Annotated in this window: 11 protein-coding genes; 10 read left to right on the top strand and 1 reads right to left on the bottom strand. The window is 41.1% G+C overall.

Going from position 1 to position 14,414, the window contains the following annotated elements; genetic code table 11:
- The first annotated feature begins 296 nt into the window (after positions 1-296).
- From GCU39_RS15115 to GCU39_RS15075, 10 genes are all read left to right on the top strand, one after another.
- Positions 297-5,864, top strand: a complete 5,568-nt coding sequence (locus tag GCU39_RS15115) for a golvesin C-terminal-like domain-containing protein (RefSeq protein WP_152394285.1) — start codon at positions 297-299, stop codon at positions 5,862-5,864.
- A 648-nt stretch (positions 5,865-6,512) separates the two neighbouring features.
- Positions 6,513-6,752, top strand: coding sequence for a metal-sensitive transcriptional regulator (locus tag GCU39_RS32010; protein WP_227793587.1), 240 nt, complete (start codon positions 6,513-6,515; stop codon positions 6,750-6,752).
- A gap of 44 nt (positions 6,753-6,796) precedes the next feature.
- Entirely contained in the window at positions 6,797-7,270 is a 474-nt protein-coding gene (locus GCU39_RS15105) for a GNAT family N-acetyltransferase (RefSeq protein ID WP_152394284.1), read from the top strand.
- A gap of 558 nt (positions 7,271-7,828) precedes the next feature.
- The gene (locus GCU39_RS15100) at positions 7,829-9,205 is read left to right on the top strand and encodes a protein-lysine N-methyltransferase (protein WP_152394283.1); all 1,377 of its coding nucleotides are present in this window, start codon (positions 7,829-7,831) and stop codon (positions 9,203-9,205) included.
- Between the two features lie 160 nt (positions 9,206-9,365).
- Entirely contained in the window at positions 9,366-10,073 is a 708-nt protein-coding gene (locus tag GCU39_RS15095; protein ID WP_152394282.1) for an alpha/beta hydrolase, read from the top strand.
- A 320-nt stretch (positions 10,074-10,393) separates the two neighbouring features.
- Positions 10,394-10,540, top strand: coding sequence for a hypothetical protein (locus GCU39_RS31535; protein WP_193726938.1), 147 nt, complete (start codon positions 10,394-10,396; stop codon positions 10,538-10,540).
- A 195-nt stretch (positions 10,541-10,735) separates the two neighbouring features.
- On the top strand, positions 10,736-11,269 hold the full coding sequence (locus GCU39_RS15090; RefSeq protein ID WP_152394281.1) for an RDD family protein: 534 nt from the start codon (positions 10,736-10,738) through the stop codon (positions 11,267-11,269).
- 107 nt (positions 11,270-11,376) lie between these two features.
- A complete protein-coding gene (locus tag GCU39_RS15085; RefSeq protein ID WP_152394280.1) occupies positions 11,377-11,904 on the top strand; it encodes a hypothetical protein in 528 nt (175 codons plus the stop codon).
- A gap of 180 nt (positions 11,905-12,084) precedes the next feature.
- Positions 12,085-12,885, top strand: a complete 801-nt coding sequence (locus tag GCU39_RS15080; protein ID WP_152394279.1) for a helix-turn-helix domain-containing protein — start codon at positions 12,085-12,087, stop codon at positions 12,883-12,885.
- A 277-nt stretch (positions 12,886-13,162) separates the two neighbouring features.
- On the top strand, positions 13,163-13,669 hold the full coding sequence (locus GCU39_RS15075) for a P-loop NTPase family protein (protein WP_152394278.1): 507 nt from the start codon (positions 13,163-13,165) through the stop codon (positions 13,667-13,669).
- A gap of 108 nt (positions 13,670-13,777) precedes the next feature.
- Here the strand turns inward: GCU39_RS15075 and GCU39_RS15070 are convergent, their stop codons facing one another.
- A complete protein-coding gene (locus GCU39_RS15070; protein WP_152394277.1) occupies positions 13,778-14,320 on the bottom strand; it encodes a hypothetical protein in 543 nt (180 codons plus the stop codon).
- Positions 14,321-14,414: the final 94 nt, after the last annotated feature.

The following is a 14,414-nucleotide window of genomic DNA, read 5'->3' as shown; positions in this document are numbered from 1 at the left end:
TTTGTCCACTTGGAAGACCTACATCATATCTGACTGCAGTTGAGCGGTTAGTTATGATGTAGGTTTCTTTTTTTACTTATAATCTTATAAGAAATTCTTGAAATGAAAGAAATTTCACGGAGATGTGACATGTATGATAAATACGACGGAGCGGGATTTGCCAGAAGGATCAGGCTAAGTGCTTCTTCACGATCTTCGAACAAAGGAGGGCAATATTTTTTGAAAGCGTTATCAATCTAAGGGAGGCTGTGAGTTGAATGATAAAAAGGAAGCTGTTTTTCTTAATCGTTTTCATCGTGACGATAGTAGTTCCTTTTAGCCTAGTCGGAATAAGGACCGCTTATGCGGAGGCCTTACCGTATCAGACGATTATCATCGATGACGGGAGCATCACGATCAATGATGTTGTGACACCTGATGTGGGTAACGAGAACAACGGATATTCGGCTCCGAATTGGACCACAAGTACAGGGGTGAAGGGGTATGATAACTCCAGTTCCAAATATACGAGTACAGCAGGCAGAACGATATCGTGGAATCCACGATTGGAAGCGGGAACGGCGAGAATATCGTTATACAAGCTTAACTGGGTAGATAAGGCAGATAGCAATGTAAAAATTGAAATCGTTCATAATGGAACAACGGATGTTCTCTTTATGGATTTGCGACCTTCATTTGGCGCTCCAGCGGGATGGGTTGATTTGGGAGAGTACTATTTTTCTGGGGTTGGTGAAGAATTCGTTAAATTGACTCGGTCTACCAGCACCACGAGCACGATACTTACGCGTGCTGATGCGGTCAAGTTCGATGGGAATATTCAGCAGAAGGAGCCGCATAAGACGATCATCATTGATGATGGAAGCATCACGGTTGATAACGTCGTCACCGTTGATTCAGGTAATGCCAATAACGGGTATTCCGCTCCTTATTGGACCACAAGTACGGGCGTGAAGGGATATAATAATTCCAGTTCCCAATATACGGATGCTGTAGGAAGAAGCATCACTTGGAATCCACGCTTGGAAGCAGGAACGGCGAGAATATCGTTCAATAAGCTTGATTGGGCGGATAAAGCAGATAGTAATGTAAAGATTGAGATTGTTCACAACGGGATTACGGATGTCATGTTTATGGATCTGAGGCCCTCGTCGGGCCCATCTGTCGGATGGGTTGATTTGGGGGAGTATGATTTCAGCGGTTCTGATACCGAATTTGTCAGGCTGACTCGAATGCAACCTACGACGGGCATGATTATTACTCGGGCCGATGCGGTCAAGTTCGAAGGAAATATCCGGCAGCAAGCTCCACCGTTGCCTCCGCTGCGCAGCCGCACATTGGCGAATCTCAGTTACACGGAAAAAGGCAGCATCGAAAACGCTAACTATAAGGCGACTTTCTATGAAGCTACATGGGATGGAGGCAAATCCATTGTTCGAGATATGTTCTACAAGAGCGCGGACACGGGGAACTGGATACCCATAAATAATGTGGCGGAAAGACTTGAAGAACAATGGGTTTTATTGGATGGGAATGCGGGGAGTCGAACCAATTACTATGATACGATGAACAAACGCTGGATTACATTTGACGAGATTCATTTTCCCGACATTCACACGGCAGTATTAACTGATTCTTCGCATGGAAGCGATTACGATTTACAAGTAAACTGGTCCATGGCAGGGGACAAACCAGATGTTTCCTTCGCCTTTACACCTCGCCGGGATGGCAATTATGTGATTGGATATCAGTCCTTCACAACAGAGCTACTCTCTGGCGTCAATGAAGTGTTAAATGGTTTCAGGTCGCATGCCAAAATGGTAGGTACAGTGGAATCAACAAGCTTGCGGGAGCTGAGCGCTCCGATGAGTCTGGTTGAGAAGAATGACGGCGCGGGGAACGCTTTGACGTATGGCGTATTTGTACCGTCGGAAGAGCTTCCGGTTGAATTTGAACCGACGGGAGGCATTACGCAACAACGGCTTGGGATGAGTCTTGTCAACAACGAAGGCAGCGTTCAGCCGATTCTTTATGCTCCTCAGCTGGGGACTTATTCGCAAATGACCGCAGGAAGCACATATCAATTTCATATGGGGCTTATCGCTCAAAAAAGTAATCTGTATGAGTCCTACACGGATATTCTTCGCAATGAATACGGTTATTCGGCATACCGAGAAAATGTCGCCGATCAGTCGCTTACTGACGCGATGTTCAATATGATCGATCTGCTTAAGATTGAGCCGCAAGGGGACGACTCTGTTAATTTTGTCCCGTCACCTAGCGGATGGTGGAGCCGTGCCAAGGGCTTTATTGATATCGAGAACGAAGATAGCGTTCGAACAAGCTCGAATGCGGTTCTTCTCGGGGCTTACTATTTGACCGGGGATGACCAGCTTTACGATACGAGAGCATTGCCGTCCATCCAGTATGGCGTATCGCGAAATGGCATCGGATGGTCGCCGACGCAGAAGTCAGTGTACGGCGTGCCGTCATTATGGAAAATGGCAACCCTGCCGTTCGATGTATCAAGCGTTGCCGCTGTTAATCAGATGATGGGCACTTCGGCAGGAATTGAGGCGCTGGCACAGGAAGAGTACCTCGTGCGTGATCCTGACCAGAAAGACCGGGGTCCTGTCATTCAGCCCCTGATGATGTATCGTATGACGGGAGAGACGAAGTATTTGCAAGCTGCCAAGGATGCAGCCGACAGCTATATCATGCAGCATATCGATACGCCTGCATCCGTGAATGTGAGTAAAAATGAGTTCATTTATTACTATAGCAAGCTGTGGATGGAGATCTTGGAGCTTTACGAGGAAACGAAGGATCCCAAATACTTGAATGCCGCTTACAAGGAAGCCAAACGGTACGCGACCATGTTCGTTGCTCGTCCGGTTCCTGAAGGTACCGTTACGATTCCGCAGCCGGAGACGTATAATTACGCGGAGTCGTTCCATTGGCCGGAAAGCGGTAAATATCAATATCCGAGGAGCAAGCTCCCTGAAGATGTAGCTGGAGGCGTACAAGCGGAGCGTTGGCTTGTTTCACCGAGCGGATTGACGTTTGAAGCAGGAAGTACAACCAGCTATTATCGGATGAATGCTCAGGAGGCTCCTTTCATGCTGAGATTGTCGCTCTATACAGGGGATAAACTGCTGCAGGATATCGCTCATAATGCGATCATTGGACGTTATTCCAGCTATCCAGGTTATTACTATAAGGGCTTCGCCGTTAGCCAACTTGAACCGGAGTTTCCTCTGGAAGGTCCAAGCGGGGCTACATCCATCTATTATCACCATATGCCGGGGCAGCTCGGGCAGACAATGGATTATTTGATCAGCGAACAATCGTTGAAATCGAACGGGCGTATTACATTTCCTTCCGTATTCGAGACGAATTTTTTATGGTTCAAATATCACCTTTATGGAAATAAACCAGGTTATTTCTACGGTAATTCCGACGTTTGGCTCTGGATGCCCAAGGGGATTATTCAGACCAACCACCCTCAATTGAACTGGATAACGGGCGAGAGCGGAAATAAATTCTACATCGGGTTAAGCAACGCATCATCAGCTGAAGTTCAGACTCCGATCGAATTGAATGCGCAAATCATTGGGTTCAACCCGGCTCAAGATTATACCGTAACCATTATCCGCGACAATGGCACACCAGAACAAGCAGTTATGAGAGGCGGAATCATTCAAGCCACGGTTTCGAGCAAGGGAATAACCGCTATCATTGTAGAAGGACTCAACATTGATGTGCCGCTGCACCAGGTCAGAACGGCTGATACATCGGATGCAAGCTATTTCTTCGATATCCACAGTCCAATCGATGCGGTTAAAGGCATGCTGATCGTTAAGCCCGACGAAACGGCCTATGATGCTTATGTGCAAGCCAAAACGACGAAACCAGCGACAATCCATTATTCCCTGGATGGCGGGGCGACGTATACGACGATCCCAGATACAATTTATCCGATGGAATGGTCGATACGGGTGAACGATTTATCCCAAACCTTCACGTATTATGTGGAATCGGACGGGAAACAGACCCGCAAGCGAACACTCTATCTGTCTGATCAGGTAACGGCAGCGCCAGTTCAACCGGATTGGCAGGATGGTTCAGCTATCATAGTGGATAATACGGAGGCGGAGACAGAGGGCGTCTGGATACGGGATACAACGGCTAACGACTATTACTATGATAACTATGTGTATGCCAAATCGACAGCCGGCACAGCGACAAGCAAAATGAGATGGCGGCCTGAGCTGCCGGAAAGCGTTACTTACAGTGTGTATTACAAGCTTCCGCAAATTACCGCTGCGAGTGAAAATTGGGCAACGAATGCCACGTTTACCGTTTATTATAACGGGGGCTCCGAGACGTTTACCGTTGATGAGACAACAGTGAATGGAACTTGGGTGCACCTAGGGGATTATCCTTTTGCTGCAGGCGATAGCGGGTACGTTGAACTAACCAATAAGGCCAACAAGTCACGGGTCGTTGCCGATGCGATAATGTGGGTGGACCCGAACAAGATGCCGCAATTGGCGTCTGCGGTGATCCTGTCGGATCGGGATGAACTTCAAATGACTCAAACCGCACAACTGAGCGTAACCGGCTATTTGGATAACGGACTGATTGGTGATCTGACACAAGCAAACGTGCAGTATTTCGTTAATCGAACCGATCTCGCTGAAGTGAACAGCAGCGGTAGGTTGACCCTTCTAAGTCTCGATGGGGAAACGGATCACATTAAGGTATGGGCCACAGTAACGATTGACGGGGTGACTTTAACAACACCGACTTTGACCATAACGATCAGGGACCTAACGGTTATTGTCGACAGCACGAATACGACGGGGTTATACACGACAGAAGGGTCTTGGAGCCAGAGTAATTTAGCCGGATACAAAATTGGTGTTAAATCCCGTTACTCTATCGTTCAAGGATCATCAGCGACGTGGAAAGGTCAATTTCCAGAGGGGAAATATACGGTCTCCATCTACAAGCTCGTCCATACGACGGCGAACGATAATAAAGTCAAAGTGGAAGTGAAGCATCAGTCGGTTACCGAGGTCACGTATATCGATGCAACCGTCGGCTCATCGGGTTGGGTGAATCTAGGAACATTCGACTTTATTGGCGACGGTAGCGAGTATGTTCGATTAACCAGGGTTACTCCGACAACGACAGATCCGCCAACTCTACCTGCCGATATGATCTACACGAGGGCTGATGCAGTCAAGTTCGAACGGCATTCCGATAGTCGGGCGCAGCTTGCAAATGGGGTGCCAGGTAGACCGACACTTTCGAATAATAGCGGTGTTGCGACAGGCTTACATGATGGCAATTATGAGGTTACGATGAATATGTGGCGGGGCAACAATGGCTCAATGTATAAGTTGTACGAGAATGGCCAATTGATCCAGACGAAGTCACTGGACGATGTTTGGCCAGCTGCCCAGACTTCCATGATTCCTATTCAAGGAAAGCCGAATGGAACCTATGTGTATACATGTGAGTTATCGAATTTGTATGGAACGACTTCATGTGATTTACACACCGTCAACGTGACTGATGCGAATCCTGGCAAACCAGTATTGTACAGTGACAACTGGGATCAAGATGGGAACTATACCATTACTGCTAATATGTGGTGGGGCACGAACGCAGCACAGTATCGATTATATGAAAATGGTGAGCTTATTGATACGCAATCTTTAGCTTCACAAACGCCAAGTGCTCAATCGGCCATTACACAAATTTCAGGGAAATCACCTGGCATTTATCAATATCGCGGTGAGTTTGTGAATGGAAGTGGAACAACGGCAAGTGATATTATAGAAATTATTGTAAAATAGCCCTGTGAGCTGAGTGGATGAGAACGTTCCATTCGGCTTTTTTTCTTAGAAATTATAAAGAATTGCGAAATAAGTTGTAGTCGTCGGGTTCAAGACATAATTAATGTCGAGTGACAAGAAAGTGTAACGATTGTCGATAAGTGCCAAGAATATGATCCGATTGTCGTTCTTTTGATATTTGTAGTCATTGAGCTAACGGGCAGGATTCTATGGGTTGGATATGGATGGATATATTCGAAACCTATCAGTAATTGATAACGTAAACAATATTGTGTAATCATCACTAGAATTTGGAACAGAAATATGTTTTTTGAAAGAGAGAAGAATTAATTTTTTGCTTGGGAGGATACTTGATTGCAAGAGAAAAACAAAAAACTCATTTATCTCATATCGGGTCCATTATGAGTTGGGAAAACAACGACATCGAAAGAACTTGCAAGAAATATCAAGCAATGTGTTCTTATTGAGGGCGATAATTTACTTAATATGTTTATGGGGGAATCACAACCTTCATGGGAAGAACGATTGAATTAAACATGGGAAAACATCCTTGCATTAACAAGGAATTTTATCATTAATGACTTAAATGTAGTTATTGATTTTGTAGTTGAAGATGAACTTGATTGGTTTTGTAAACATATTTCCGATTTGAATGTAGAATTAAGATATATAATATTACGAGCAGATAAAGATAAATTAATAGAACGTCTAAAGAGGATGGGGGATATCGAATCATTAGAACGCTCTTTGTTTTTATTGAATAAAATGGAAACTTCTCCATCAAATAATCAATTTTTTTATGACACTACTTTAAAGGAACTAAATGAGATAGCACAAGATGTCATCGATGGCACTGTATATAATGTGTTTATTGATACCAGTCGCTGAACTAACGGGACACGATAGCTTAATAATAAAACGCGGCTGCCTGTATGAATCGGCAGCAGCGTTGCGCTTACGGGCAGGATAGTTCAAAAGTTTCGCGAATACCCTACATATGTATTTACAAAAGTATAGCGAAGGAACGATCAAAGGATAACCTTTTTTGGGCTGTATGTTTGAAAGATACTAATAAAATGATTGGACATGTATATTTTAGTCAGAAAGATCCCAGAGAATTCCTTACATGGATGATTGGATATATTTTTAATCCTGATTATTATGGACAAGGATATGCGACAGAAGCTTGCCAAAGGATATTAAAGTACGGCTTTGAAGAATTAGGGGCACGTAGGGTGATCGCTTTATGTAACCCTGAAAACATTGCTTCCTGGAGACTATTAGAACGCCTATCGATGCGCCGTGAAGGAACTTTCATGAAGGAAGTATTTTTTAAAACAACAGGAAACGGACAGCCTGTCTGGCAGGATACGTATCAATACGCTATCTTGAAAGAAGAATTGTGAAAAAAGATACATTAAAAGATATTCAAGGAAGAGGTAATCAGATAACATCGTATCTACGCTTCGGGGTTCAAGCCCCATTACAATCTAAGTAAGTCGGACCTGGCGCGTAATATCGGTTAAGCTAACGGGACACAATAGCTTAATAAAGATACGTTGGGTATTGATAGAAGCCACATTAGACTAAATTCTGATGTGGCTTTCTTTTTATGTAAAGAAAGACTCTAAATTGTATTGGGAATATTATTTATCGTTTCCCTTATTATACTTGAATTATCTTGAATTTATTTTTCTAGGGAGGTACACGATGATCTTATATCATTGCTAACCCATTTTCTTATTTGAAAATGACAAAGAAAACACGCCTAGCCATTAGGTTTATTTGTGTACTTCTTTTTAGGGTAGCAATGAAAAGACATACCTCTTTAGAACGTAATGATTCATGATTTAATATCTGAATTTTTAGGGAGACTACAAGAGCGATATTGCTTGAAGTCCTTTTTGTTCTTAAAAATGAATAAACCGATGGTTAGGCCTTGTACTTAAAGGAGGCCTAAACAAATGGATAAAGTATGGAGAAATGCGTATGAAGAAGAAGTAATCAGTGCATTGGAAATCATGTATGAACACGAATCTTTACATGTAATCGCTTCAGATGTTTTTGGATTAAAAGCAGCCTTATCTTTCGTTAACTTTGGTTGTATTAAGGATACGGACCATGTGATTGCTATAGGCTCACATTTGGGCGTCGCAGCATTGTTAGTATCATATCTTTACACACCGAAAAAGCTAGTGATAGAAGCAACAGGACCCTACAACGACGTCTATCATTCGGTATGGGGAAACATAAATCAACTACTGTCGGGTTATCGATCTACCCAGCCTATTTACTCTGATTTTGATGCTGATCCTATAGAATATGGGGAAGAGTCTTTTGATGCTGCAATAGTAGGTTATGCTGCAAAACTGATTAATTGCTCATGGGAAGCACCAGACGATCGTTTCATACTTGAAGTTGGAGAAGAGTTTAATTACTTCGAGCTAATATTATTGAAATCAAGCAAATTGTTAAAAAAAGACGGGAGATTAGTGATTCTTTCAAAACCAGGCTGGGTCCTGAAGCTATGGAACCTTATTCAAGACTTAGGATTGCAGATGGAGTATGATTATTACCATTACTATATTGGCAGCACCAGGTTTCCTAACAGCTTCGTATGGCTAAGATTCGTGAAGAGAAATGAAGATATGGACTTGGAATTTCATAAGAAAAATATTATATCATTAATGAATACAAACAACATAGACAGACTTTATGCACATAGAAATAACTTAAGATTTCCATATGTAGAGCTATCCTATAACAATACGGAATCTTATGTTCTATTAAACCAACATTCCGAGTTTATGCAGTATTTTTTCTCGGTCGAGACAACTGCAAGATTAGCTGAATTATGTGAAAGTTATACTGCATGCTTGGTGACTCCATCCGTAGCACGGTACGCACATAACTTGAACAAAAACATAGTACTTTTCGAACGGGATAGCCGTTTTAGAGAAAATGGAGGTCTAAAGTTTGTGAAGTATGATTTAAAAAAAGGTTTGACGAAGCTGTTGAAAAATAAATATATGAAGAAATTCGATATTGTGGTATGCGATCCGCCGTTTGATATTAGCCTTGATATTCTGGCAAGTGATATTGACGAACTCTTGAAGACAGATAATAAAAGTGTTGCTTACGTAATATTCCCTAGCAGTAGAGAGACTCATTTGAAGAATGCTATGATGAGAAAAGGATTGAACCTGAACGAAGTTGATGAAAAAATCGGTATTGTTTATGCTAAGCCGCCTAAATTAGTTAGAGTCCATGGGAGAGACGCGATTCAATTGTACAAGTTTACATACAAATCTTTATTAAGCTTACGGGAACCAAGAGAATAATGACTTTGAAGGTACTCGTCTTGTTCTCGTTAAACAAGATCGTTGGAGATGAGTATAGAGATTATTTCGACACAACCAGGCTATTGTTTTAAATAGATGTTGAAAATAGAAGATATACTATAATAAAGCCATATATACATTTCATGGAGGATAAATCGTAATGATAAAAAATAATATTAAAATAGAAAACATTCCAGCAATTTTGTGGGGTGACAAATCAGATAAGTTATTTGTGGTGGTGCATGGTAACATGTCAAATAAGGCAGATGACTCGATTATTGTATTTGCAGAAGAAGCAACAGCAGTAGGATATCAAGTGCTTAGTTTTGATTTGCCTCAACATGGCGACCGTAAGGATGATACTTATCCTTGCAAAGTTCAAAACTGTGTTCAAGACCTTAATACAATTATGACCTATGCAAAATCGTTATCAAATCATATAAGCATTTTTGCTTGTAGCATGGGAGCATATTTTAGCCTATTAGAATATAGCCATGAGCCGTTGAAGCAGTGCTTGTTTCTCTCTCCTGTGGTAAATATGGAACGTATCATAAATAATATGATGACATGGTTTAACGTAAGTGAGAGTAGACTAAAAATAGAGAAAGAAATTTCTACACCTATTGGACAAACTCTCTATTGGGATTACTACTGTTATGTGAAAGAACATCCCATTGTTGCTTGGAATAATCCAACTTCAATTCTCTATGGTTCAGAAGATAACTTATGTGAGTTTGACGTTGTATCTGAATTTCAAAAACGTTTTAACTGTAATTTGCAAGTAATGGAGAATGGAGAACACTATTTCCATTCTGAGGAACAGTTGCAGTATTTCAGACAATGGCTGAAAAAACATATTTACGTTTAATGAAAATAAAAAATGATTGATGTATAAATTTCTTTAAAAGCGAATTAAGGGAAGTCAAAATGGCTTCCCGTAAAAGTTATTTAATTTCAACTTTGTTTTAACACATCGCCAATCATTAAATTGCGGTTGCTGGCATGATCGGCAGCCGCGTTTTGCTAACGGGTAGAAATAATTAGGCAGTCTTCAAGGAGGGAAAAACAGTTTCCTTTTCATAAGTACACGTACCTGAAAGAGAAATTAGAAATGTTCGATTGGCAACAACATATTGATTGTGATGTTACACAGAGAGCGACCTTATTGATAATATTGGGAAAGGCTGGATGAGTGAAGGTGAATTTGAAGCTATTAAAAGGACGGCTTACAAAGTCGAATCAATTCATCTTTCTGGAGAAAAAGATAAAACGTATAGTGTTCAAGTTGGAGATGTGTGGGTCGGTTCAATAAAGAAAGACATAATCCCGAAATAATTGGGTTGTATATTCTCTTCCTAAATACGCAGAATTATTAAGCTAACGGGACACTATTGCTTAAAAGCAACAAGAAGGCAGCCGATTATCGATCGGTTGCTTTTTTCGTTAAGTTAACGGGCAGGATAGTGGAATAAAAACCCCGAATAAACAAATAGTGTTATGTTCTTTATTTTGTATAGGAGGGGTAGAGTTGTGCATACGCATGGAGAGTTAAGAAGTGTATCTGTAGGCACCCGCATTATCGCCTTTTTATGGGATTATGTTATCATTACGGGCTACATCATCCTGCTAATCGGTGTATCTTTTCTTATACGGCCATTGTTGACTCCATTGTTTACGACAAATCCTTTGTTGGCCGAGGTCACTGGCTTTCTATTCATTACACTGCCTGTATATCTTTATTTCGCCATATGTGAGGGATCGAAATCACACGCGACATGGGGGAAAAGAAAAGTGGGGGTTATGGTGACTGGAATTAACGGTCACTCAATCGGACTAGGTTCTTCGCTTTTTCGTTCTGCCCTTAAATTCGTCCCTTGGGAACTAGCCCATTTCACCATTTGGCACATGGTAATTCCCTCTGATTACCCGGAATCATTAGTTTATTTATTATTGGGAGTGGTCTACGTTTTGGTACTGATCTATTTGATAAGTCCATTATGGAGCAAAAATAAACAAACTGTATATGACCTTATTGCAGGGACCGTTATAAGATACAAGAATTAAGGATTCATTGATCTCATGCTAAGAAGAAATTACGCTATCGGACAGGATTAGTTCCAATGACTTCGCACAAATCTTATTGAATTTTCCTGAAAGTAGAAGGTGCATTTATGAGATCCAAAGTATTTAAAGTAACAATATCTCTGATAATTGTTTTAGGAATAATAACAACACTCATTTTAGTTTTCTATCAATTTCCTAAGAAGGTGGATCTAGTTTCCCCTGCTGTAAGTTTTTACGAAAACGACCCTTCTTCCATCAAGAATACTTCAATAAGAATATCAGGAACATTGAACCGACCTTTGTTTCAACAACATATATTCAAAGGCACAGTAACGATTGATGACTTAGAATTTACTAAAGCGAATGGAACTCTCGATACCTATGTACTTGATAAAAATAATGGGATCCATTCGGGAAATCTTGTTTATCATAAACCCTCAAAGCCAGGGGAAATTGTCACTGTAAGTATGATCTGGTTTGATGACGATTTTGAACATATAAATATTGTGAGTAATTGGGGAGAAAATAAGAAATTGTCGTTATTAATCGTTTCTGGTTCTTCTTATGAAGAGGCGATTGATACTCAAAAGAAGATGCGAGATAAGTATGGTTCGGGTTTTGTTCCGCGAGATTAAAAGTATTTGAGAGCGATTTGAATGATCTGTTAGAGGAAATGAGGGCAGAGCGTAAATTAATTATTTCGAAATCTAAATACGAGGCCGACGTTACATTATGCTAACGAGCAGTAGAGAGTCCTGTAACTCAAGCATCACTTGATATACAAAATTGAAAGTGATATATACACTAAAAGTATCATGAACAAAAGGGTGATGGCAGTGTTTGATATGTCAAAGGTAGGCAGGAATATTGCGAAGTTAAGGAAAAGAATGGGAATTACCCAGATGGGTCTAGCTGATAAACTTGGAATCAGTTATCAAGCAGTGAGTAATTGGGAACGAGGAGAAACGATGCCTGATATTTCTAAGCTTCCTCTGATCAAAGAAATTTTCGATGTAAGTATCGATGAGATTTTGGACGAAGGCAAGGGGACACAAATACTACAAAATATGCTAGATAATACAACTAAGGATTTTTTACAACATACTGAGATATCTTTCGAAGAGATTTCTGAAATTGCACCATTACTCAGAACTGAGCAAGTTGATGAATTTTTTGAGAATGTAAAGAACAGAGTTGAAACAAGCGATCTCCTGTCGATAGCACCATTTATAAGTGAGGATGTAATTGACGAATGTGCAAAGAAAGCCTTTGAAAAAGAAGGTATAGATGCACTGGTGTCGATAGCACCATTTATAAGTGATGATGTAATTGATGAATGTGCAAAAAAGGCCTTTGAAAAAGAAGGTATAGGTGCACTGGTGTCAATAGCACCATTTATAAGTGAAGATGTAATTGACGAATGTGCAAAAAAGGCCTTTGAAAAAGAAGGTATAGGTGCACTGGTGTCAATAGCACCATTTATAAGTGAAGATGTAATTGACGAATGTGCAAAGAAAGCCTTCGAGAAAGAAGGTGAAAGAGCACTGGTGTCGATAGCTCCATTCATCAGTGCAGGAGTTATAAATGAATGTACACAAGGTAGTGCTCTAACTTAGGCGTACAGTCTTTGACTATAACAGTAACTCGTTAAGTATTATAATAGGTTAATTTCAATATATAAAACTTTGTGCTTAGAATAATTCGCGAACCGTATCATTAAGAAGAATTGCTGATCATTACGCTAACGGGACACGGTAGCTCAATAAAGAGTTTGAAGGCAGCCGGCTACTTGTGATCGGTTGTCTTTTTCAACTAACGGGCAGGATAGTTTTAACAATACGACGAAATACTCTCAACATAGGTAGTTCCACGAATAGAATCTGAAAGAAAGAGGTGATTGCAATCCGAATCCATATCATCGGAGGCTCAGGAAGCGGTAAATCTTATATCGCGGCGTTATTGAGCGATAAGCTCCGGATCCCGCATTACGATCTAGACGATATTTTCTGGGAACATCAATCTAACGAATATGGCGTAAAGGCACCGGAGGATGAGCGTGACCGCCGGCTCAGAGAAATCATCGGTCTCGATTCGTGGATCGTAGAAGGCGTATACAGGTCGTGGGTAGAGCCGAGTTATGCCGCTGCAGATAAGATCGTCGTACTGATGACGCCGTTGTCCGTTCAGGAGGAGCGAATCTGGAAGCGTTATGAAGAACGCATTGCGGGCATTGTTCAAAGTAAGAAGCGCGAGAAGCTCGAAGGTATCCACAACTTGTTGGCGTGGAATAAAGACTACAATCTGACGAAGCTGCCTAACTTGGTCGGCCATTGGGACTATAAGGACAAAATGATCCTCATTCGCGATAATTTGGATCTTCTTGATCTTCAATTGATGTGACTTGGTTTTTCTTGTTACGCTAACGGATAACGATAGTTCAAATAACCGCCTTTTTACAAAGGCGGTTTTCATTGATTCATTATATCAACAATAGGATTTAACATAGCCTTATAAAAAAGCGTGAATCAAAAATAAAACAGCAAATGCAAGCCCCGATCGCAGATGCCACTTTCGATCTAGCCTCTTATATCGAAACAACCCCGAAATCGGCACTGGAAGTAAGACTAAAAACGCAATCAATCCGCTTATATCAGTGAAATTAAATTTAAAACCATAAATGAAGACAGCAACCACATGTAGTAAAATAAAAGCGATGGCAAGTACTGCAACAGGGGTATGCCACCTTCGAACAAATCGGAGCAAGGAAACGATCAATTTTTTTATGGTGCCCATACGATCCCATATATGCTGCTTGACGATAAGTAGAAGCACATAATTAGCTAACACAAAGAATAAAGCTAATCTTGCAATCGAGCCATAGTTCTTAAACGTATGTTCGAATCGGCGGTTGTGGAGGGTAGTAGACGGGAGATGTAACATGCTCCAGAGTCCCCATAGTACAATCAATATGGATGCTGTAACTGCAGCAATCACCCATATTTGTTCTTTGGCTGGGATCCACGTCTGTTTCTTATTTTCCCGTATATTCATGTTGATCCTCCCTATCGTTATGTTCACTAAAATATACCCTACTTTTCTTAAAATGAAATGAGAAATGCATGACGCTGTGACTCATGAGCAAAAT

The sequence above is a fragment of the Paenibacillus guangzhouensis genome, from assembly GCF_009363075.1.
Lineage (GTDB): Bacteria > Bacillota > Bacilli > Paenibacillales > Paenibacillaceae > Paenibacillus_K > Paenibacillus_K guangzhouensis.
This window is presented reverse-complemented; position numbering and strand designations above follow the sequence as displayed.